Source organism: Maribacter sp. C-4077 (genome assembly GCF_055378385.1).
Window position 1 is genome coordinate 3,260,746 of the sequence record NZ_AP038807.1, and the last position, 22,000, is coordinate 3,282,745.

18 protein-coding genes are annotated in these 22,000 nt (G+C 43.0%); 12 read left to right on the top strand and 6 right to left on the bottom strand.

What is annotated here, in order from left to right; translation table 11 throughout:
* Positions 1-29: 29 nt before the first annotated feature.
* From ACZ41C_RS13960 to ACZ41C_RS13995, 8 genes are all read left to right on the top strand, one after another.
* Positions 30-3,866 (top strand): efflux RND transporter permease subunit, encoded by a 3,837-nt coding sequence (locus ACZ41C_RS13960; RefSeq protein ID WP_464562291.1) that lies wholly within the window; start codon positions 30-32, stop codon positions 3,864-3,866.
* Positions 3,867-3,987: 121 nt separating this feature from the next.
* The gene (locus ACZ41C_RS13965; RefSeq protein ID WP_464562293.1) at positions 3,988-4,332 is read left to right on the top strand and encodes a four helix bundle protein; all 345 of its coding nucleotides are present in this window, start codon (positions 3,988-3,990) and stop codon (positions 4,330-4,332) included.
* A gap of 26 nt (positions 4,333-4,358) precedes the next feature.
* Positions 4,359-5,642, top strand: coding sequence for a TolC family protein (locus tag ACZ41C_RS13970; protein WP_464562295.1), 1,284 nt, complete (start codon positions 4,359-4,361; stop codon positions 5,640-5,642).
* Between the two features lie 16 nt (positions 5,643-5,658).
* Entirely contained in the window at positions 5,659-6,222 is a 564-nt protein-coding gene (locus ACZ41C_RS13975; protein ID WP_464562297.1) for a DUF3347 domain-containing protein, read from the top strand.
* Between the two features lie 7 nt (positions 6,223-6,229).
* A complete protein-coding gene (locus ACZ41C_RS13980; protein WP_464562299.1) occupies positions 6,230-7,459 on the top strand; it encodes a permease in 1,230 nt (409 codons plus the stop codon).
* Positions 7,460-7,635: 176 nt separating this feature from the next.
* Positions 7,636-8,349, top strand: coding sequence for a heavy-metal-associated domain-containing protein (locus ACZ41C_RS13985; RefSeq protein WP_464562301.1), 714 nt, complete (start codon positions 7,636-7,638; stop codon positions 8,347-8,349).
* Between the two features lie 129 nt (positions 8,350-8,478).
* Positions 8,479-8,826 (top strand): four helix bundle protein, encoded by a 348-nt coding sequence (locus ACZ41C_RS13990; protein WP_464562303.1) that lies wholly within the window; start codon positions 8,479-8,481, stop codon positions 8,824-8,826.
* A 102-nt stretch (positions 8,827-8,928) separates the two neighbouring features.
* Entirely contained in the window at positions 8,929-10,686 is a 1,758-nt protein-coding gene (locus ACZ41C_RS13995; RefSeq protein WP_464562305.1) for an efflux RND transporter periplasmic adaptor subunit, read from the top strand.
* A 55-nt stretch (positions 10,687-10,741) separates the two neighbouring features.
* Here the strand turns inward: ACZ41C_RS13995 and mnmE are convergent, their stop codons facing one another.
* The gene (mnmE, locus tag ACZ41C_RS14000; RefSeq protein WP_464562307.1) at positions 10,742-12,148 is read right to left on the bottom strand and encodes a tRNA uridine-5-carboxymethylaminomethyl(34) synthesis GTPase MnmE; all 1,407 of its coding nucleotides are present in this window, start codon (positions 12,146-12,148) and stop codon (positions 10,742-10,744) included.
* 292 nt (positions 12,149-12,440) lie between these two features.
* On the opposite strand from mnmE, the gene ACZ41C_RS14005 reads away from it, so the two are divergent.
* Together ACZ41C_RS14005 and ACZ41C_RS14010 are read left to right on the top strand one after the other, a co-directional pair.
* Positions 12,441-12,851, top strand: a complete 411-nt coding sequence (locus tag ACZ41C_RS14005) for a hypothetical protein (protein WP_464562309.1) — start codon at positions 12,441-12,443, stop codon at positions 12,849-12,851.
* Positions 12,852-12,923: 72 nt separating this feature from the next.
* The gene (locus ACZ41C_RS14010) at positions 12,924-13,289 is read left to right on the top strand and encodes a DUF4870 domain-containing protein (RefSeq protein WP_464562311.1); all 366 of its coding nucleotides are present in this window, start codon (positions 12,924-12,926) and stop codon (positions 13,287-13,289) included.
* A 66-nt stretch (positions 13,290-13,355) separates the two neighbouring features.
* Here the strand turns inward: ACZ41C_RS14010 and dnaN are convergent, their stop codons facing one another.
* Both dnaN and ACZ41C_RS14020 read right to left on the bottom strand, forming a co-directional pair.
* Positions 13,356-14,474, bottom strand: coding sequence for a DNA polymerase III subunit beta (gene dnaN, locus ACZ41C_RS14015; RefSeq protein ID WP_464562313.1), 1,119 nt, complete (start codon positions 14,472-14,474; stop codon positions 13,356-13,358).
* 279 nt (positions 14,475-14,753) lie between these two features.
* Complete coding sequence (locus ACZ41C_RS14020; RefSeq protein ID WP_464562315.1) at positions 14,754-15,584, bottom strand: SAM hydrolase/SAM-dependent halogenase family protein; 831 nt, start codon at positions 15,582-15,584, stop codon at positions 14,754-14,756.
* A gap of 129 nt (positions 15,585-15,713) precedes the next feature.
* Here ACZ41C_RS14020 and ACZ41C_RS14025 point away from each other — a divergent pair, with 129 nt between their 5' ends.
* Positions 15,714-16,667: a PhoH family protein gene (locus tag ACZ41C_RS14025; protein WP_138258321.1), complete on the top strand. Its 954-nt coding sequence runs from the start codon at positions 15,714-15,716 to the stop codon at positions 16,665-16,667.
* 5 nt (positions 16,668-16,672) lie between these two features.
* A complete protein-coding gene (locus ACZ41C_RS14030) occupies positions 16,673-17,626 on the top strand; it encodes a phosphoribosylaminoimidazolesuccinocarboxamide synthase (RefSeq protein ID WP_464562317.1) in 954 nt (317 codons plus the stop codon).
* Here ACZ41C_RS14030 and ACZ41C_RS14035 read toward each other — a convergent pair whose 3' ends face one another.
* From ACZ41C_RS14035 to ACZ41C_RS14045, 3 genes are all read right to left on the bottom strand, one after another.
* Positions 17,627-18,277 carry a 3'-5' exonuclease gene (locus tag ACZ41C_RS14035; RefSeq protein WP_464562319.1) on the bottom strand — a complete coding sequence of 217 codons (651 nt, stop codon included), beginning with the start codon at positions 18,275-18,277 and terminating at the stop codon, positions 17,627-17,629. It abuts the gene before it with no gap.
* Entirely contained in the window at positions 18,277-20,193 is a 1,917-nt protein-coding gene (locus tag ACZ41C_RS14040; protein WP_138258324.1) for a DUF294 nucleotidyltransferase-like domain-containing protein, read from the bottom strand. The genes ACZ41C_RS14035 and ACZ41C_RS14040 overlap by 1 nt, the downstream gene beginning before the upstream one ends.
* A 201-nt stretch (positions 20,194-20,394) precedes the next feature.
* Positions 20,395-21,828 carry an L-serine ammonia-lyase gene (locus tag ACZ41C_RS14045; protein ID WP_464562322.1) on the bottom strand — a complete coding sequence of 478 codons (1,434 nt, stop codon included), beginning with the start codon at positions 21,826-21,828 and terminating at the stop codon, positions 20,395-20,397.
* Positions 21,829-22,000 lie beyond the last annotated feature (172 nt).

A 22,000-nucleotide genomic window follows, 5' to 3' on the forward strand; every position in this document is an offset into this window, starting at 1 on the left:
TAACTAATACTGTCTAAAAATCAAATCGTATGCTGAACAAAGCAATAAAATTCCTGATTGAAAATAAGTTGGTAGCCACCCTGCTATTGATACTTTTTGTGGGCTGGGGTATTGTACATGCACCGTTTAATTGGAATATTGACCGGTTAGGTATCGGGATACCTAATAATCCGGTCGCGGTGGACGCTATTCCTGATATTGGCGAAAACCAACAAATCGTTTTCACCCGATGGGACGGTCGTTCCCCCCAGGATATCGAAGATCAGATTACCTATCCGTTGACAACATCCTTACTGGGCATTCCGGGTGTTAGGACCATCCGGAGTTCGTCCATGTTCGGGTTTTCGAGCATCTATATCATTTTTGAGGAGGACATCGAATTTTATTGGTCTCGGAGCAGGATTCTAGAAAAATTGAATTCCCTTCCCAACGGCCTATTGCCCGATGGAGTCAACCCTACCTTGGGACCGGATGCCACTGGTTTGGGGCAGATTTTTTGGTACACCTTGGAAGGTAGGGACAAGGACGGTAATGTTACGGGCGGATGGGATTTGCAGGAACTTCGCAGCATACAGGATTACTACGTAAAATATGCGCTGTCCTCTGCAAACGGAGTCAGCGAAGTGGCATCCATAGGCGGATATGTTCAGGAATATCAAGTGGATGTAGACCCGGAAAAAATGCGCCAGTACAATATTGGCCTGGCCGATGTAGTAAAAGCGGTCAAGGAAAACAATCAGGATATTGGTGCCCAAACCTTGGAAATTAACAATGCGGAATACCTGGTTCGTGGTCTGGGCTATGTAAAATCAATTTCCGATATCGAAAATGCGGTGGTGGATTCCAAAGATTTTACATCCATCCGAATCAAGGATGTGGCCAGGGTGAGCCTGGGGCCTGCGTCTAGGCGCGGTATCCTGGACAAGGAAGGGGCCGAGGTCGTTGGGGGCGTAGTGGTAGCCCGCTATGGTGCCAATCCATTGGAGGTGATCAACAATGTCAAGGATCAAATTGCCGAATTAAGTACAGGTTTACCTTCAAAACAATTGGCGGATGGGCGCACCTCGCAAGTGACCATCGTCCCATTTTACGATCGTACGGAGCTCATTCTGGAAACTTTGGGTACGCTCAACGAAGCCCTTACCATGGAAATCCTGATAACCATTTTGGTCATCATCATTATGGTGTTCAACCTCAGGGCTTCCGTATTGATTTCGGGATTATTGCCCGTAGCGGTTTTGATGGTTTTCATTGCAATGAAGCTTTTCAATGTGGATGCCAACATCGTGGCACTTTCAGGTATTGCCATTGCCATTGGTACGATGGTGGATGTGGGTGTAATCTTGGCGGAGAACATGATCCGCCATATGGATGACAAGGACCTGCGGTTGAATTTGGATGGTAGACCCTATACATCAAATGAATTGATTTACAACGCCACGTCCGAAGTATCCGGTGCCATTGTCACGGCGGTAATGACCACTATAATTAGTTTCCTTCCTGTATTTACCATGGTAGGTGCAGAGGGTAAACTCTTCAGTCCCTTGGCTTTTACCAAAACAATGGCCCTTGCTGCGGCACTCGTAATCGCTTTGTTTCTAATACCGCCTTTCGCGGCCACCTTTTTTAGAAAAAGAGAAGTGCAGGCGCGGTTAAAATATATTTTGAACGGCCTAGGTATCTGTTTTGGAATCATGGCCGTCCTCTTTGGCTATTGGGTGGGATTGGCGCTTGTAGCTTTTGGCGGAATAGGACTGTATTATTTAGCAGGTAAAAAGGAAGATGTCCGTTTCAATTTTTTTAATCGGGATTTTTTACTCACCAAGAATTTGCTGAACACCTTGGTTGCCGTAATTGCCGTAGTGTTCCTTTTGGCCGAATACTGGCGACCGTTTGGTTTCGACCGAAGTTTGGTCATGAACTTAATTTTCGTTGGTGTGATCTGTTTTGGGGTGTTGGGTATTTTTTCATTACTCCGAAAATATTACGATCGTATCTTGAACTGGGCTTTGGAGAATAGGATGCCATTTTTAGCCATCCCTTCAACACTGCTGGTGCTTGGTTTCCTGATTATGCTGAATACGGGCAAGGAATTCATGCCCGCGCTCAACGAGGGTTCCTTCCTCTTAATGCCCACATCTTTGCCCCATGCGGGCGTTGCCGAAAACAAACGGGTATTACAACAGTTGGATATGGCCGTAGCGACTATCCCTGAAATAGAAACCGTGGTGGGGAAAGCCGGCCGTACCGAATCTGCCTTGGATCCTGCACCGCTTTCCATGTACGAGAACGTGATTCAGTACAAATCGGAATATATGCGAAACGCCTCTGGGGAACGCCAACGCTACAAAATAGATGATAATGACCGCTTTGTTTTAAGAGATGTGCGGATTAGTGGATTTGAAGATGTACAAATTGTTTATGATTGGGAGGAAGGGGTCTATTATAAAATGAACTCTGATGAAAAACTACCATCATCCGCACATCCTCACATCAATACATCAGATGATCTAATTCCCGATGCCAATGGTGAATATTTCCGCAATTGGCGACCTGAAATTCAAAGCCCGGATGACATCTGGAATGAAATCGTTCGGGTTACAAAACTCCCGGGAGTTACATCCGCGCCAAAACTACAGCCCATAGAAACCCGATTGGTCATGTTGCAAACGGGAATGCGTGCGCCCATGGGTGTAAAGGTAAAGGGACAGGACCTTCGCGAAATCGAGGCATTTGGACTTCGGCTTGAAGAAATTCTAAAACAGGCTGTAGGGGTGAAGCAACAGGCCGTATTCGCCGACCGAATTGTGGGGAAACCTTATTTGTTGGTCGATATCAAGCGTGAGCAGCTTGCCCGTTACGGTGCATCGATCATGGACGTTCAGGAAGTCCTACAAGTGGCCGTTGGCGGCATGCCCCTTACCCAAACGGTAGAAGGACGGGAACGCTACGCCGTTAGAGTTCGCTATCCGCGTGAGTTAAGGGATAATCCAACAGATTTGGGCAATATTTATGTCCCTGTTGAAAATGGGAGTCCGGTTCCGCTTGGCGAACTGGTGGACATTCGCTATGAGCAAGGGCCACAGGTCATAAAGAGCGAGGACACGTTTTTGGTAGGCTACGTATTGTTCGACAAACTGGACGGTTTTGCGGAAGTGGATGTCGTGGAGAATGCCCAGGCCTTGATTCAGGACAAAATAGAAAGTGGTGACCTGACCGTTCCCAAGGGCATCAGCTATAAATTTACGGGAACCTATGAAAATCAGTTGCGAGCCGAGAAAACCCTATCTATCGTGATTCCCTTGTGTTTGTTGATCATATTCCTTATCCTATACTTTCAGTTTAGATCGGTGACCACCTCATTGATGGTATTTACGGGTATTGCGATTGCCTTTGCCGGTGGTTTTGTCATGATTTGGCTCTATGGTCAGGATTGGTTTTTAAATTTCAGTTTGTTCGGTGAGAGCCTCCGTGAACTGTTCAACATCAAGACCATCAACCTGAGTGTTGCAGTATGGGTTGGGTTTATTGCACTCTTTGGAATCGCTACAGATGATGGTGTCGTAATGGCTACCTATCTTGACCAGTCTTTTGAAAAGGAAAGGCCCAGTGATATAAAGGGTGTGCGTAAAGCTACTTTGCAAGCTGCTGGAAAACGTATCCGCCCTTGTTTGATGACTACCGTAACGACCGTACTCGCATTATTGCCCGTGCTGACATCCACTGGAAAAGGAAGTGATATTATGATCCCGATGGCTATTCCCATCATGGGTGGGATGCTCATTGATGTAACCTCTTATTTCTTGTTACCAGTACTTTATAGCTGGCGGGAGGAGGTGAAAGTGAAAAATGAATATAAAGAGTGAAGAATGAAGAATGAAGAGTGAAGAATGAAAAATGAAGAGTGAAGAATGAAAAATGAAAAGTGAAGAATGAAAAATGAAAAGTGAATAATTTAAATGAAAACATAAAATCAAAACCTAGCGGATGGGAAAGAATGTTTTAAAAGAAAAGAGTTTCGAATTTGGGGTGAAAATTGGGCGATTGTCCAAAGCACTTAATTCCCAAAGCGAATTTGTTATTTCCCGCCAATTGCTACATAGTGGTACTGCGGTTGGGGCCTTGATTCGCGAAGCCCAGTTTGGTGAGAGCAAGGCAGACTTTGCCCATAAAATGAATATTTCACTAAAAGAGGCCAATGAAACGTTGTACTGGCTTGATTTGCTTGTAGCGGCTGAATTACAAAATGAGGACAACGTTTGTGTGGAGAAATCCCTTTCCAAGGAAATCATTGCAATGTTGGTTTCCACTTTAAAAACGATTAGAAAATGAATTCGGTAATTTTTAAAAATTCAAAAATGACTGTTTCCAAAGGACTTAAGGGTGCACTCACTTTTTGTCTGTCATTTTCACCCGGAAGCTTGAAACGGACCTTTGTTTTTAGCTTTTCACTTTTCCTTTTTCATTCAATAGTTGCACAAGATTTGCAATCCTATATTTTGGAAGCCGAAAGGAACAATCCCAATATTCAGGCTTTTGAGCTTCGGTATGACATTGCCAAGGAAAAGGTCAATGAGGTCAATGCATTGCCCAACACCTCTGTTAGTGCCGGTTATTTTGTGAGCGAACCCGAAACAAGGACTGGCGCGCAACGGGCACGTTTTTCAATTTCCCAGATGTTACCTTGGTTCGGGACAATAACGGCACGTTCAAGCTATGCAAGCTCCATGGCGGAAACGGAATTTGTGGAAATAGCCATTGCCAAACGGAAATTGGCCCTTTCGGTCGCACAATCCTACTATCAGTTATATGCCATAAAGGCGAAGCAGAATATTTTGGACGAGAATATCCAATTGTTAGAAACCTATGAACGATTGGCTTTGACATCGGTTGAAGTTGGCAAGGCATCTGCCGTGGACGTCCTGAAATTGCAGATCAGGCAAAATGAATTGCAGCAGGAAAAGGAAATCCTACGTGAAAATTATTCGGCGGAGCAGGCAAGTTTCAACAGCCTTTTGAATCGGAAAGAATCCATCGCCGTGGAAGTCGTCCCGGAAATGACAATTCCCTTGGAAGATCCTATGTATGCTACGGAAAGTTTGACTCTCAATCCGGAATTGCTTAAATATGATAGGCTTTACGAATCTGTTGAACAATCGGAACTATTGAACCAGAAGGAAAGTGCACCAAATATCGGTTTTGGGTTGGATTACGTACCCGTTTCGGAACGGCCCGACATGACCTTTAACGACAACGGTAAGGATATCATTATGCCCATGGTATCACTTTCGATACCCATTTTTAACAACCGTTTTGCCTCGGTATCAAAGCAGAACGAACTCCGCCAAAAGGAAATCGAATTTCAGAGAACGGAACGATTGAACCTTCTGGAAGCGGCTTTGGCAAAGGCAACATCGGAACGAAATCAGGCACGGATAAAATTCAATACCCAAGAAAAAAACCTGGAACAGGCCCGCGATGCCGAGGAGATTCTGATAAAGAATTATGAAACCGGAACAATCGATTTTAACGATGTGCTGGACATACAGGAATTACAGTTAAAATTTCAAATGAATCAGATTGAGTCGGTTCGTGCGTACTACCTTCAATCGGCCATCATCAACTATTTAATAAATCAATAATCTAAATTCAAAAACAATGAAATCAATACGTATCGAATACCCAAAATCAAGGAAACCCATGGTAAATAGAACATTTTTCAGGACATTTTCGGCAATAGTGTCTTTCTCGGCACTTATTGCCTGCAAAAATGAACCAAAATCCAATGATGAAACCCAGGTCAAAGAAGAGGTGAGTCAGGAGAAGGCAGCGTTGGCGTTTAATGACAGCAATGTGGGCAACCAATTTCAGCATTATATCCATCTTAAGACGGCACTTGTAAATTCGGATGCGGTGGAAGCACAATCGGGTGCCAAAATGCTGATGGAAAATACGGTGGATGCCGCGCTAAAGGAAATGTTGGCAAAAATTGCAGCATCGAACAAGATTGAGGATCAACGTATCGTATTTTCAGAGGTAACCAAGAAAATCACGGAGTTAGTGGATGCATCCATTTCTTCCGGCGAAGTCTATAAGCAGTACTGCCCGATGGCATTCAACAATGAAGGAGGCTATTGGTTATCGACCGAGAAGGAAATTCGTAACCCCTATTTTGGGGATAGGATGCTCACATGTGGGAAGGTGACGGAAATTATCAAGTAACTTTTCAATGGATGATTTTTTACATAAGTGGAGCGAAGCCGCCTATACATCGACAGGGTTTTTCTGGATGGCGCTTTGGGCGTTTATCCTAGGATACATCATTAGCAGTATGATACAAATTTTTATTACAGAAAAACGTATGCAGGAAACGATGGGGGAGAGCGAAGGCAAAGGCGTTTTGCTGGGCACATTCTTCGGTTTCATAAGTAGTTCGTGCAGTTTTGCCGCCTTGGCCAGTACAAAATCAATTTTTAAAAAAGGTGCCAGTTTTATTGCGTCCATTGCATTTCTGCTAGCTTCTACCAATTTGGTCATAGAGCTGGGGATAATTATATCCATTTTTTTGGGATGGCAATTTGTGGTTGGGGAATATGTTGGCGGTTTGCTGTTGATTGCGATTAGTTGGATTCTAATCAAATCGATCAACCCCAAAAAACTCATTTCCAACGCAAGAAGGAATTTGGAGCGCGTGGAGGATAAAGATGATAGTGACACTTCCAAGGATTGGAAAAAACAGATTCAAAAAGAGGATAGCTGGGCGCGGGTAGGTAAAAAATACAAAATGGAATGGCAGATGGTGTGGAAGGACGTGACCGTAGGTTTCACTATTGCAGGAATCGTAGCGGCCTTTGTCCCAGATTCATTCTTCGAGACCCTTTTCATTAATAGTGGTCAAGGAAATAAGGAATTTTCATTTCTCGTAATTCTGGAACATATCGTAGTAGGACCCGTAGCGGCATTCCTCACATTTATTGGATCCATGGGCAACATACCTTTGGCAGCTCTATTATATGGAAAGGGTGTTAGCTTTGCAGGAGTCATGGCCTTTATTTTCAGTGATTTGGTTGTTTTTCCAGTATTGCGCATCAATGCAAAATACTATGGATGGAAAATGTCGTTTTTTATCCTGTTTTTATTGTTTACCGCGTTGATCGGCACCTCGTTGGCCCTATACTATGGTTTCGATGTATTGGGCATGCTGCCAGATTCGTCACAGGTAAAGATTCAGGATGCCGAGCATTTTAAAATAGATTACACCTTCTATTTGAACATCGCTTTTTTGGCCATTTCCGCCTATCTCATTTATTTGGGATTCTTTAAGAAAAAGGATGTGGAACATTCCATGAGCGAAATGGCGCCCAAAAGCCCCATGTTCGAAAAGACTTTGAAATATGCGGCCTTTATCTGCTATGCATGGCTTGCGGGGGGATTGATTATAAAATTTTTAATAACATAAAATGAAATGTGCCATAACAGGTCTTGATGTCCACTAAGATGTCCCGATAGCTATGGGGATGGCGAATTAGAAGATTATGAACACCCGTGTAAACAAACCAAAATGATGACAATAATTGCAATCCTGTGCTGAGCGTAGCCCAAGCATAACCTATGACCAACAATAAAAATAAACAGATGAAACATACGTACCATATACAAGGAATGACCTGTAACGGTTGCAGGACCCATGTTGAGGAGACGCTTTCAAAAATAGAAGGTGTTAGGAACGCTTCCGTCGATTTGGAAAAGGCCGAAGCAATTATTGAGATGGAGCATCATATCGATGTAAACACCTTGCAAAATTCACTTCCGGATAAATATAGCATTTCAGAAAAGCGAATGGTAACGATGGCTGAAACAAGTATGGAAACAAAATCGAAATTGGAGCAGTTACGGCCGTTGTTTTTAATCTTGGGATATATAACCGTAGCCTCGATTCTACTCAATTACAATAGACCCAATTGGGAAGGGGCGATGCTTGATTTTATGGGGCTATTCTATATTGTGTTCAGCTTTTTTAAGATGCTTGATCTAAAAGGATTTCCCGATAGTTTTCGAATGTACGACCCCTTGGCAAAGGCCGTACCTTTTTATGCTAGGGTATACCCCTTTATAGAGACCATTTTAGGAGTATTGTTCTTGATGAGACTCTATGTGCCTTTTGCATTGATTGCCACACTGGTCGTTCTGGGCATTACAACGATAGGGGTCACGAGGACACTTTTGGATAAGAAATCCATACAATGCGCCTGTTTGGGAACGGCACTCAAATTGCCAATGACAGAGGCAACATTTATTGAAAATGCCATTATGATTGTAATGGCCATAAGTATGTTAATCGATCTTTAAAAAAGGATGGTTTGATGTGCAGATGGTTTGATGTGCAGATGGTTTGATGTGCAGATGGTTTGATGTGTGGATGGTTTGATGTGCGGATGGGTTTGATGTAATGATTGAAGGTTTAAGAATTATATAGGTATGAGAAAGAACGAGTTATTGGAAGTCACTTTTAAACTTGCTTTATTAATAATAGCCTATTTTGAGGAATTGAAGAAAGCTGGGAAGTACGTAATTGCCCGCCAGATTATGCGGTCTGGAACCTCCATAGGGGCCAACTCCAGGGAAGCACAAGGTGCTGAAAGTAGAGCCGATTTTATTCATAAACTCAAAATCGCATTTAAGGAAGCAAAGGAAACGGAATATTGGTTATTACTATGCCAGGAATCCCAAACATATCCAAACCCGGATGAGGACCTGGTTTCCCATTTGAAATCCAGTTTAAAACTGATAGGTAAAATAATTTCAACTTCAAAAAAATCAAAATGAAACATCCATGGCATTAATTGACAACGATAAAATGATTGCATGGATGTTACATGCCTTCACGAATCGTAGCCGAAGTTTGACCATTGAAAAACAATAAAAAACATGAAAAAATATGTCATTTATCTACTGATCTTGATATTGGGAATTGTTGCTGGGGGGTACTTTTTCTCCAATAGTAAGGAAAATACATCCGCCCATCCACCCATCAACGCATCAATTAATCAAGAAATGTGGACTTGCTCCATGCATCCCCAGATAATGCAACCGGAGCCGGGAAACTGTCCCATTTGTGGTATGGAACTCATACCGTCCGAAACAGGGCAAGATGGTCTGGCAGCCGGTCAATTTACCATGACCGCCAATGCCCTGGCCCTGGCCAATGTTCAGACTATGGTGATAGGCCCAAGGTCTACAAATGTTAGCGGTACCATCAATCTGTCCGGCAATATAACTGTCAATGAGGAGGCCATTGCCGTTCAGGCCAGCTATTTTGATGGAAGAATCGAAAAGTTGTATGTCAACTATGAAGGACAGGAAGTGGGCAAAGGAGAATTGTTGGCATCCATTTATGCTCCAGAATTGGTGGCTGCCCAACAGGAACTGTTGACCGCTACATCCTTAAAAAGCTCACAGCCACAACTATATCAGGCGGTCAGAAATAAGTTGAAGCTTTGGAAATTGACCGAGAAACAAATCGACGGTATTGAAAGTTCTGGAAGAGTAACGGAGTCTTTTCCCGTGTATGCAACGGTCTCGGGAACGGTTTCAGAAGTTATGAGTGCCGAAGGCGATTATGTCAAAAAGGGACAGCCCATTGTAAAATTGAGTGACTTAAGTACGGTCTGGGCAGAATTTGATGCGTATGAAAGTCAACTGTCCGTATTCAAAAAAGGGCAGAATATACGTATTACCACAAATGCATATCCAAATAAATCCTTTGATGGTAAAATAGCCTTTATAGATCCTATTTTGGACAATGCTACGAGAACGGTAACGGTTAGGGCCACTCTAAAGAATGAGGAGGACATTTTTAAACCTGGGATGTTCGTTTCGGGCGCAATCGAAGGTATTCATGGTGGAGAAAGTGAAACAGAACTATTGGTTCCAACATCCGCCATTATGTGGACCGGGGAACGCTCATTGGTCTATGTAAAGGTGAAAAAGGACGAACCCGTATTTGAGATGCGTGAAGTGATGTTGGGAACTAGAATCGGTGAGCAAATTCAAGTGACTTCTGGGTTGGAAGCTGGCGAGGAAATTGTCACCAACGGCACCTTTACGGTAGATGCCGCAGCCCAATTGCAGGGTAAAAGAAGTATGATGAACAAATTGGGCGGAAAATCAATGACGGGACATGAAGGCCATGCTGGAATGCAACAAAACATGGTTTTAAATAATCCCAATGCCATGATGCCAATGAAATTTCCCCAGTCCTTTGAGAAAAATTTTAAAGAAGTTCTACCAATATACTTTAGGCTGAAGGACGCTCTTGTTGCCGGTAATACCGAACGGAGTTCCCTTGAAGCAAAAGCGATGAAAGACGCATTGCAGAATATCGATAATTCGGGATTGGGGAAAATGGAAAAGGACCGTTTCGGCAAAATTACTGAAATGATAAAGGCAATTACCGTAAATCAGGATATAGAAAATCAACGAAGCCATTTCGTAATTCTAAATGAAAATATGGTAGCTATTGCTAGTAGCTTTAATTCCTTCGAAAAAACGCTTTACATCCAGCAATGTCCCATGGCGAATAGCAACAGGGGCGCTGTATGGTTGAGTTTGGATAAGGATATTAAAAACCCCTATTTTGGGGATGCCATGTTGACCTGTGGAGCTGTAATGGATTCCCTAAAATAATTCAAGGGTAACCTATTTTTTTGAGGTGTTTGTTGATTTAAAAAGAGTACTTAGCTTATTTCCCGATACAGAAATTGGCAAAAATATTTCCCAATAACTCGTCATTGGTTACTTCCCCGGTTATTTCCCCAAGGTGATAAAGGGTTTCCTTTACATCGATGGCCATAAGGTCGCTTGAGAGCTCCTCCGTTAGGCCCATCTGGACTTTTTCGATGGACTCCAAGGCCCTTAATAGGGAGTCGTAATGGCGGCTGTTGGTTATGATGGTCTCATTGTTTCGTAAAGCCCCGGTATTTACAAAATTCAACAATCGGTTTTGCAAATCCTCTACTCCTTTTCCCGTTTTTGCCGATATAAAATGGACTTCCTGCAATGTTTCGCCAATACTGGAAATTTCATTCTCCGTTAGCATATCGGATTTATTAATCAACAGCAAAAAGGGTTTCGAAGGACTTTTACTTCGGATTTTTTCTGCTTCGACCTGGATTTGTCGGAGTTTTTCATCCAAGGAAGTACCTGAATGTAAAGTGCTACCGTCCACTAGAAGAATTACGACCTGTGACTGTTCAATTTTTTCGAACGTCTTTTTAATGCCGATACTTTCTACGATATCCTCGGTTTCACGTATGCCTGCCGTATCGATAAACCGAAAACCTATTCCGCCAATATTGATTTCGTCCTCTATGCTATCCCTTGTGGTACCCGCAATATCCGAAACGATCGCTCGCTCCTCGTTGAGCAGTGCATTCAACAGCGTAGATTTGCCCACGTTCGGTTCCCCTACAATGGCCACGGGGATGCCGTTTTTGATAACATTGCCCACGGCAAAGGAATTTATGAGTCTTTTCAATACTTCCTGAATCCTGTTCACCAAGGATTTGAATTGGGTACGGTCTGCAAACTCAACATCCTCTTCGGCAAAGTCGAGTTCCAATTCTATCAAGGAAGCAAAGTTCAACAGTTGTTCGCGTAATTTCTGGATTTCGTTACTGAACCCGCCCCGCATCTGTTGCATGGCGATTTGATGGTTGGCTTCATTGTCGGAGGCAATAAGGTCGGCCACGGCTTCGGCCTGACTCAAATCCATTTTGCCGTTCAAAAAGGCCTGCAAGGTGAACTCTCCTGCTTCTGCCATTCGGCAGCCGTTTCGTAAAAAAAGCTGAATGATTTCCTGCTGAATGTAGGGCGACCCGTGACAGGATATTTCAGCAACGTTTTCGCCGGTGTAGGAATTGGGACCTTTAAAGACGGAAACAAGGACTTCATCCAGAATCTTGTTGCCATCAACAATGTGCCCCAAATGAATGGTATGTGTTTTTTGTGTCTCCAGGTTTTTACCGCTAACGGATTTGAATAGCTTGGAGGTAATGGTAATCGCTTCTTTTCCTGAAACCCTAATAACGGCAATGGCTCCAGCCCCTGAGGCGGTCGCTAATGCTACTATGGTCTCATCTCTTTTCATTCGTTTAAAATTAGGTCAATGGACTGATTATTAAATACTTAATTTTGTAAAAGTACTGAACTTGCTATACCAAATCCCTGGCTAAGGGTTTCATGCCGCAAAAATAATCAATTAAAAAGTAGTCTTCCCTTGATTTTTAAATGACGCTTTTTATTAGTACATTCAAATAACGGCATTAATGAAAACAACTATGAAATGAGCCATAACAAGTCTTGATACCCATCGAGATGTCCCGATAGCTATCGGGATGGCTAATTAAAGCTGACCTATGAAAAACAATAAAAATAAACAGATGAAAATCGGATTTACATGCATTCTCTTAGTATTTACCTCCCTATTTTCCGTGTACGCGCAGGAGTCAACAATGCCAACCGAATCCGTTTTGGAAAGGGAGCGGCAAAAGGAATTAAAGGAGGTTAAGCGAAAGGTCGATAAAAGGGAAAAAAAGGAAAAAAAGGAAGCGCGTCTTGAAAAAGAGGCGGAAGAAGCGGAAAAACTAAAGAAAAAAATAGCATCCACGGAAAAGGGTATTTCCAAAATGGAAAAACAGCTGCAATCCATTCAGGAGAAAATGGAAAAGGACCTACAAAAAGGGAAGCTCTCCCCAAATGATATTGAAAAACTGAACAAGAAAATAGAAAAGTTGAATACGAAGCTCCTGAAGGAGGGCAAAAAACTGGAAAAGCTGGAACGGAAGAAATAGGGACACGCATTGTAACAAATCCGCTTTTTAAGCGTCCTATAGGTAATTATTCATCTTAAAATCAATCAAAAAATGGAAGTAGTAAATCAAAATATAGCTTTACGGGAGGATAGGAACCTTTTGGTGGTTGCACATCTAAGTCAGTATCTGGATTACATTACAGGTTTTGGCGGACTCATTGTTCCTTTGGTATTATGGTTAAGTACAAAGGATTCCGTTATTGGAATGAACGAACATGGTAAGGCCATTATCAATCTGCAGCTCAGTCTAATTCTTTATGTCATCATTGGAATACCAGCTATTTTGCTTTTAGGGGCCGGTATCCTACTTTTGGTCTTTGCTGGAATCCTATCTTTTGTAATGCCGATAGTAAATGCGGTCAAAGCTGCCAACGGCGAAGCCCCCAGTCATTTTGGGACGATACGATTTATATCATAATAAAATAAAAAGAATAAAAAAGGGAGCCAAACTTGGCTCCCTTTTTAGTTTCCGTGTTTTTTGGAATCAGTTGTTCAGCATCACCGGCATGACCAACATGGTTACATTCTCACCTTCGTCCAAACCGTCAATAGGTGTTAAGATTCCAGCGCGATTCGGTAAGCTCATTTCAAGGGCAACCTCATCCGAGCCCAGATTGTTCAACATCTCTACCAAAAATCGGGAATTGAACCCTATCTGCATATCGTCTCCCTGATAGGAACAGGTCAACCGTTCTTCGGCCTTATTGGAATAATCGAGGTCCTCTGCGGAAATATTCAATTCGGCCCCGGCAATCTTAAGCCTGATTTGGTGCGTTGTTTTATTTGAGAATATGGAAACCCTTTTGACCGAGCTCAAAAACTGGTTTCTTGCAATGGTCAATTTGTTGGGGTTTTCCTTGGGGATTACCGCTTCGTAATTGGGGTATTTACCATCGATCAAACGACAAATCAGTTCCGTATCGTCAAACGTAAATTTGGCATTGCTTTCGTTGTATTCGATAAGGACATCGGATTCGCTTCCTGCCAAAATTCCCTTTAATAGGGTAAGCGGCTTTTTGGGCATGATGAATTCCGCAACTTCGGAAGCCGAAACGTCTTCCCGTTGGTATTTTACCAATTTATGGGCATCAGTGGCCACAAAGGTTAGGTTCTCCGTAGAAAACTGAAAAAATACCCCGCTCATAACCGGACGTAAATCGTCGTTGCCCGCTGCAAAAATCGTTTTATTGATGGCGGTTGCAAGAATATCGCCCAACAAGGTAGTTGAACTTGGGTTTGTAAGCTCTACGGCTTTTGGGAACTCGGCACCATCGGCATAGGCCAAGGCATATTTACCGTGGTTGGAACTGATTTCCACCGTGTTGTTATCCGCCACGATAAAGGTCAGCGGTTGTTCCGGAAAGGTCTTTAAGGTTTCCAATAGCAATCTTGCCGGAACCGCTATGGTTCCTTCATTGTCTGAATCCACGTTCAAAACGGAACTCATGGTGGTCTCCAGGTCCGAGGCAGAAACCGTTAGTTTATCCTTGTTCAGATCGAACAGGAAATTGTCCAAAATAGGCAGGGTATTGCTATTGTTTATTACACCACCCAATATTTGAAGTTGCTTTAATAAATACGTACTGGAGACAATAAATTTCATTGGTCGTTCTATGTTTTGTTTCAATCCGAAAAGCCCTATAAACCTAAAGGAAAATGCCGATTAGGTTGGCGCTTTTGCTATCAAACAAAGATATTTTAAATGCTTATTTATCGGAAACAAACTTATCAACAGTCGGGCAAGGCTACCTATAACTTTATTTTCCCGTTTTATGGGGGTTGACTAGGCGTTTTGGCTAAAAATGGGGACGGAGTTATTAACTATATGTATTTCTATAAGGCCGATTAAGAAAATCTTTGGGCAAGACGTCGGCTTATCGGATTATAAAAAATCGATCATAATAGTGTCCCTGTAATCAAGCCCCAAAAGGGTGGATGCTCCGCCCACCGTTTTAAGGTTACTTTTGTAAATGGCGAGTTCTATATAATCCGATGAATTGAAAAGCGCCAACAAATCACCATCACCCTTTCGTTTGCTTTTTTCAATGGAAAAATCAATAATGTCGTTATAGGCCTTGTGTATTTTTTTGATTTTGTGGTTCCGCACCAATAGCTCAAAATCGCGTCCTTTTCTGTAGGCTTCAAAAAGATGTTTTTGGATATTGGTGACAACGTTGCCGTAGTTGTCTATATAAATGACACTTCCAATAATTTTCTTGCCATCGTCCACGATTCGCGGCATGAATTCCCGCAAATCCTTGAGTTCGTTGAAAGGCTTGCCCACGACCTCCAAAGTACCGCCCCGGGCGATATGGCATGCTACCTGAACGAAGACACTTAACACCGGAAAGGAACCGTGCAAGGAATCGGGAATGTTGATCTCTACGACTTTATCCGGTTTGATTTCTGAAGTTATAAGTCCAATGACACCTGTATTCGCACTGACAAAATAGTGGCCGTTGATTAGAACCACAATGTGCTGGTTTTCTTGGGTGGCCTCTGAGTCTACGCCCACTATATGAATGGAGCCTTTGGGAAAACTATTGTAGGAGTTTTTTAGGATGTAGGCGCATTCCTGAATATTGAACGGTGCAACGTCATGGGAAATATCAACAATTTTGGCATCGGGTAATTCCCTGTAAATAGAACCTTTTAACACCCCAACAAAGTGGTCTTTCAGTCCAAAATCGGTTGTAAGGGTAATGATTGCCATGCAGCAATGTTGATATGTTTTTGGTTAGCCAAACTTAATTTTTGCTTAAATTTGATATACAAAATTAAACAAAAAAATAGCCGAGCGAAATTAAACTTGGCTCATTTAAAATCTTCAAAATCCCACTGTTTGAACGAAATTATATTAGAACTCACCGAAGTTAGTCCAAGAGAGTTTTTTGGGCAACAAAATGAAAATATAGAACTACTTAAAAAGTATTTTCCCAAATTAAAAATAGTTGCCCGTGGCAACAAAATAAAGGCCTACGGGGACGAGGACCAACTTGAGGAATTCGATAAGCGTTTTGATATGCTTACGGAGCATTTCATCAAGTACAATAAACTGGACGAAAATAGCATTGAGCGCGTACTTACCAGTGGCGATTCCAAGGATTACACGGGGCCGGAGAACAGCGGTGAAACGCTGGTGCACGGTGTAAGTGGCAGGTTGATCAAGGCACAGACCGTCAATCAGCGGAGGTTGGTGGATGCGGCCAGAAAGAACGATATGGTTTTTGCCATTGGGCCTGCCGGAACAGGGAAAACCTACACCGGAGTGGCACTTGCGGTAAAGGCATTGAAGGAAAAGCAGGTACGTAGGATCATCCTGACCAGACCTGCGGTGGAAGCAGGGGAAAATCTTGGATTTTTACCAGGGGACCTAAAAGAAAAACTGGATCCCTACATGCAGCCCTTGTACGATGCGCTCAGGGATATGATCCCGGCGGAAAAGTTGGCCCATTACATCGAAAACGGTACCATACAGATTGCTCCCATGGCCTTTATGCGCGGGCGGACCTTGGATGATGCCTTTGTAATTTTGGACGAGGCCCAGAACACCACGCACGCACAGATGAAAATGTTCTTGACGCGTATGGGTCGAAACGCCAAGTTTTTGTTGACCGGTGACCCAGGGCAGATAGACTTGCCCAGAAGGACCATATCCGGATTAAAGGAGGCTTTATTGATTCTGCAAAATGTAGAAGGCATAGAAATTATTTATTTGGACGATAAGGACGTCATTCGCCATAAATTGGTCAAGAAGGTCATTGAGGCGTACAAAACCATTGAACATCAAAATTAAAGGGCATGCAGAATACCATTTTTGATACCAATTTCAAATTCCCCGGACAAAAAAGTGTTTACAAAGGAAAGGTGCGGGAAGTCTATGCCCTTGAGGACGACCGATTGATTATGATCGCCACGGACAGACTGTCCGCCTTTGATGTGGTAATGCCCAAAGGTATTCCCTTCAAGGGTCAGATTCTGAACCAAATAGCTACCAAAATGATGGCGTCAACAGCGGATATTGTACCAAATTGGCTGACCGCTACCCCTGATCCAAATGTAGCCATTGGCCATGCCTGTGAGCCTTTCAAGGTAGAAATGGTCATAAGGGGCTACATGTCCGGTCACGCGGCCAGGGAATACAAAGCTGGTAAAAGAATGCTTTGTGGGGTCCCCATGCCAGAAGGTCTTAAGGAAAACGATCCGTTTCCCAAGCCAATAATAACTCCGGCGACCAAGGCGGAAATGGGCGATCACGATGAGGATATCTCCAAGGAGGATATTATAAAAAGAGGCATCGTTTCCAAAGCCGATTACGAAGTGCTTGAAAAATATACCCAGGCACTTTTTCAAAGAGGAACGGAAATTGTGGCCAAAAGAGGTCTCATTTTGGTGGATACCAAATACGAATTCGGAAAGACCAAGGATGGCACTATTGTGCTTATTGACGAGATACACACCCCAGATTCTTCCCGGTACTTTTATGCGGAAGGATATCAGGAAAGACAGGATAAAAATGAGCCCCAAAAGCAATTGTCCAAGGAATTTGTAAGGCAATGGCTTATTTCCAATGGTTTTCAAGGGTTGGAGGGGCAAAAAGTGCCCGAAATGTCGGACGAATATATTACCTCGGTTTCTGAAAGGTATATCGAACTCTACGAAAACATTACGGGAGAGTCCTTTCAAAAGGCCGATACTTCCAATATCCACGAACGGATTGAAAGAAATATTTTGGACTATTTGAAAAATTCCTAATCATTTCAAATTCCTTAAGGACAGTTCCTTTTTTTCCTTGATTTTTACAAGGATTTTTAGAAATGCTAGAGCGGTTATATAGGCATCGCCCAAAGCCGTGTGTCTATCCTTTTTGGATATCAAGAATTTCTCGGCCAAATCATCCAGGGAATAGTGCTCCTTCGGTTGTACGAGATAGGATTTTAGGAGCGTTTTTTTATACAAAACGCCCGTATCCAAAGGGGTGTTTTTTAATTTGGGAAGTCCCAATCTTTTGAGCGCGCTATTGATCATGCCTATGTCAAAACCCGCGTGATGTGCCACAATAATATGGTTTTCCACATAGCCCAGAAATTTTTTCATTGCCGCTTCCTCTGAAATGCAATCTTGCTGTCCATTCCTAAGGATACCATGGATAGGGACGCTTTCTTTATTGAAGGTTTCCTGTGATATGTACACATCTAGGATATCGTCGACATTGATACGATTGCCCTGTATTTTCAAGGCACCAATGGAAAGGATACGGTCGTTTGTCTTGTCAAAGCCTGTGGTTTCCGTATCCAAAACCACAAAGGTGAGCTTGTTGAAGTCCTTCTCCAAGGGCCGTTTGAAGGACTTTACGTACGCCTGCCAGTAGTCAGGGTATTTTGAGGAACGATCAAATGTGCCCATCAGCCCAAAATATTGGAAACCTTAAAGCGAATGGAAATTACATCCTGTATTTCCTTGATGGCCTTAAAGGTTCGTTTTAACTTCATTTTTTCCTCCTTTGTCAAGGATTCCAACTCGATATACCTGCCGGAGTCGTGGTGGAGCAAGCCCTGTTTTGTTCTAAATTTCAACAGTGCTTTGGTGGCGTAGGAACAGGCCAAATAGAGGTCTTGATTGTTCGGTTCCAACTCTGCCAATTTTTCATAGCGTTCCCACGTATTGCTGATTCCTTTGACAGAATGTGAAAGGATGAGTACGCGTGCCGCATCGATGAGCGGTCGTAACGCCCTGTTCTTTAAGTCGAAGAAGTCCTTGTGCTGTCCGTCCTGTTCCACTAAAAAAGACCTAAAAAAACCGGATGGGGATGGACTCTGCAAGGCCCCGTTGGCAATATGAACCAAGAAAATCGGGTATTTCTTGACGTTGGAAAAAATATAGTCGGACATTTCGTTCAACAATTCCCTGTGCCCATATGCCAAACTATAATCAAAAAAAATGGAGGACATCAAAACCTCGTTGGGGCCGGGATTAATGATCCAATAGGATATTTTGTTCTTCCATTCCTTGAGGCTCAGGCACCATTTGGGATTGGATGCCATCATATCCGCCGGGCAATACTCATATCCAATTTTGTTAAGTCCTTTGGTCACTTTTTTGGAAAGTTCCAAAAAATAGGTTGTAGTCTTTGGCAATGCTTCTTCGGGCACATCTTCAAAAACCAGTGCATTGTCCTGATCGGTATGGAGCAATTGTTCGCCTCGTCCCTGACTGCCCAATGCCAGCCACGCAAACTGTACCGGTGGCGGTGTCTTCATTTTCTCCAAGGAAAGCCTTATTACCTGTTTGATACAGGTATCGTTCAGTTCAGAAATAATCTTGGAGGTCAGTGCCATGGGTAGGTTTTGGTCCAAATAGCCTCTTAAAAGCATCATGATACTTTTACGAAGTTCCTTTACTTGGTTTATTTTTTTGGCCCTTTTGATGGCCTTTACGATTACGGCCGGATTGTCTCCCAGCGATACCATTATGTCGTTTTTCGAAATAATTCCTACGGATTTACTGTTGGAAGTTCCATCCTTGGTCAAAATAAGGTGGCTTATATCATTTTTCATCATGGCCATTTGGGCCTGTGCAATCGTCATTTTCTCTGGATAGGTAATTAACGGAGCGGACATAATGTTCCTAACGCTGGCGGTAATGGGAAACGTTCCCGTCACAACCTTGTTTCTTAAATCCTTATCCGTAACGATGCCCACGGGAAGATTGTTCTCGCAGACTAATATGGATCCGATGCGGTTTTTTGTCATTCGTTCCGCAGCCTTTTGTATGGTGGTGTTAGGTCCGCAGGTTATTAATTTTTTGGAATAGCGGATGGGCTGAAAATCATCGATGACCAAGTTTCCTTGGGCATTGAGGCTTGTCGATATTCCCGATTTTTCCAGTTTACGCGATTGGTAGGGATTTCGTAGATTGGATGCAAAACTTTCGGTAAGAAAATTGGAAACCCGCTGGTTGGATTCTGATATGGGCCTAAAAACGGCGATGGGTATCGCATAGAGAATCGATTCTTCGTAGGCCCGGGCCTCCAGTTTGTAATTCTCCTTGGCAATAAGGGGTCTAAGACCAAAAATATCGCCTTCGTCACAATAATCGGTAATGGATTTTACATTTGGATTCGTGAGCTCTATGGCCCCTTTATGCACCACATAGAAATGGGGATGCGCTTCCTCTTCAAAGGAGAACACCAAACTTCCCTTTTCCTTATAAATGATGGAAACCTGTTGGGATAGTTCCCCCAAAAGATCTGTATCCATGATATTAAATGGCGGATAGTTTTTTAGAAAATCGGCAACCCGTTCAGAAATTAAGTTTTTCATCTGTTTATTTTTATGATTTGTCATAGGTCAGATGTAATTCGCCAATGACCATTTCAGGGGGTATCAAGAATTGTTACGGCTCATTTCAATCTTTTAAAATAAGGTTAACAGATGGATTTTTAAATATTTCCTTTTGTAGAGGTATTTAATTTGCCATAATAAATCCCTCGATGAGGGTTTCATGTCCCGCATAATTTGTTTTTAGCAATCGCTTAGGAATACACCAACGGCCAATCCGCCTTCGGAGGTTTCCTTGTATTTGGAACTCATATCCTTGGCGGTTTCCCACATGGTCTGGACTACTTTGTCCAAGGGGACCTTGGCTTCGGCCGGATCGGAACCCAAGGCCAATTCCGCGGCATTTATGGCCTTGATGGCCCCCATAGAGTTTCGTTCTATACAGGGGATTTGAACCAATCCGCCAATTGGGTCACATGTTAGACCTAGGTGATGTTCCATGGCAATTTCCGCGGCCATCAAAACTTGTTCCGGAGTTCCACCTAGTAGTTCGGTAAGAGCACCAGCGGCCATTGCCGAGGAAACCCCAATTTCCGCCTGGCAACCGCCCATGGCTGCAGAAATGGTTGCCCCTTTTTTGAAGATGCTGCCTATTTCCCCCGCAACCAACAAGAACTGTTTTATGTGTTCAAAATTCCCCGCGTGGTTTTCAATGACCATATAATACATAAGGACTGCGGGGATTACCCCGGCACTGCCGTTGGTAGGTGCGGTAACCACCCTTCCCAAGGAGGCGTTCACTTCATTGACGCTCAAGGCGAAACAACTTACCCATTGCAGGATTTGCCTGAATTTTACCTCTGTCTGTCGGATGGATTGCAGCCATTCTTCCGGATTGGAGTAGGGCAGGTCCCCTTTCAGGTTTTCATGCAGTTCGAAGGCCCTTCGTTTTACATTGAGACCCCCGGGCAGTTTGCCTTCGGTGTGGCAGCCAAGGTACATACATTCCAGCATGGTGTTCCAAACCCGGTTTATCTGATGGTCGATTTCATCCTCGGATCGTAAGGACCGTTCATTCTCCAAAACAATTTGGGAGATGGATTTTGATTCTTTTTGGCAGATTAGCAATAATTCCTGTCCATTTTCCATGGGATAGGGAAAGCTGTTAAAAACACTGTTCTTTCTTTTGGCATTTTTACGTTCCTCCACGACAACGAAACCTCCACCAATGGAATAATAGGTTTTGGCGGTCTTTTTTCCATCGGCCAAAATCGCCTCAAACTTTAAACCGTTCGAATGGAAGGGAAGGAACTTTTTATGGAAAATGATGTCTTTTTCCGGGTCAAAATCCAAAGTTTTACTTCCCCCAAAATTCAACTTTCGGGTACTTTTTACATCTTGGACATATGTCTGAATGTTTTCTATGGCAATCGTTTCCGGATCGGTGCCCAATAGCCCTAAAATAATGGCATAATCCGTGGCATGGCCTTTCCCTGTTAACGAAAGGGAACCATAGACATGGACAGAAATGGAAGCTACTTTTTCAAATTTGCCTTCTTCCCTTAGCTCCAGGATCCAACGTTCCGCGGCTCGCCAAGGTCCCAAGGTATGTGAGCTGGATGGGCCTATGCCTATTTTGAGCATGTCAAAAATGCTTATGCTTTCTCTTTGTTCCATTATCTTTTAAAAAGTCGAATACTAATGTACAAAGTTAGATCGAGGTGTAAATTGTTTTTCCATTTTGAATTCACTCCAAACCCAATCATTCGGGTTCAAAAACAAATAAATGACATCCTGTCAGTTTTTGTCCCTTGGCATATTGTTTGTCATTTAAAGGTTGATTGAAAAA

Excerpts from the sequence above, each read along its gene's own strand:
- ACZ41C_RS13960 (WP_464562291.1), top strand. The coding sequence starts at position 30 with ATGCTGAACAAAGCAATAAAATTCCTGATTGAAAATAAGTTGGTAGCC.
- ACZ41C_RS13965 (WP_464562293.1), top strand. The coding sequence starts at position 3,988 with ATGGGAAAGAATGTTTTAAAAGAAAAGAGTTTCGAATTTGGGGTGAAA.
- ACZ41C_RS13970 (WP_464562295.1), top strand. The coding sequence starts at position 4,359 with ATGACTGTTTCCAAAGGACTTAAGGGTGCACTCACTTTTTGTCTGTCA.
- ACZ41C_RS13975 (WP_464562297.1), top strand. The coding sequence starts at position 5,659 with ATGAAATCAATACGTATCGAATACCCAAAATCAAGGAAACCCATGGTA.
- ACZ41C_RS13980 (WP_464562299.1), top strand. The coding sequence starts at position 6,230 with ATGGATGATTTTTTACATAAGTGGAGCGAAGCCGCCTATACATCGACA.
- ACZ41C_RS13985 (WP_464562301.1), top strand. The coding sequence starts at position 7,636 with ATGAAACATACGTACCATATACAAGGAATGACCTGTAACGGTTGCAGG.
- ACZ41C_RS13990 (WP_464562303.1), top strand. The coding sequence starts at position 8,479 with ATGAGAAAGAACGAGTTATTGGAAGTCACTTTTAAACTTGCTTTATTA.
- ACZ41C_RS13995 (WP_464562305.1), top strand. The coding sequence starts at position 8,929 with ATGAAAAAATATGTCATTTATCTACTGATCTTGATATTGGGAATTGTT.
- mnmE (WP_464562307.1), bottom strand. The coding sequence starts at position 12,148 with ATGAAAAGAGATGAGACCATAGTAGCATTAGCGACCGCCTCAGGGGCT.
- ACZ41C_RS14005 (WP_464562309.1), top strand. The coding sequence starts at position 12,441 with ATGAAAATCGGATTTACATGCATTCTCTTAGTATTTACCTCCCTATTT.
- ACZ41C_RS14010 (WP_464562311.1), top strand. The coding sequence starts at position 12,924 with ATGGAAGTAGTAAATCAAAATATAGCTTTACGGGAGGATAGGAACCTT.
- dnaN (WP_464562313.1), bottom strand. The coding sequence starts at position 14,474 with ATGAAATTTATTGTCTCCAGTACGTATTTATTAAAGCAACTTCAAATA.
- ACZ41C_RS14020 (WP_464562315.1), bottom strand. The coding sequence starts at position 15,584 with ATGGCAATCATTACCCTTACAACCGATTTTGGACTGAAAGACCACTTT.
- ACZ41C_RS14030 (WP_464562317.1), top strand. The coding sequence starts at position 16,673 with ATGCAGAATACCATTTTTGATACCAATTTCAAATTCCCCGGACAAAAA.
- ACZ41C_RS14035 (WP_464562319.1), bottom strand. The coding sequence starts at position 18,277 with ATGGGCACATTTGATCGTTCCTCAAAATACCCTGACTACTGGCAGGCG.
- ACZ41C_RS14040 (WP_138258324.1), bottom strand. The coding sequence starts at position 20,193 with ATGAAAAACTTAATTTCTGAACGGGTTGCCGATTTTCTAAAAAACTAT.
- ACZ41C_RS14045 (WP_464562322.1), bottom strand. The coding sequence starts at position 21,828 with ATGGAACAAAGAGAAAGCATAAGCATTTTTGACATGCTCAAAATAGGC.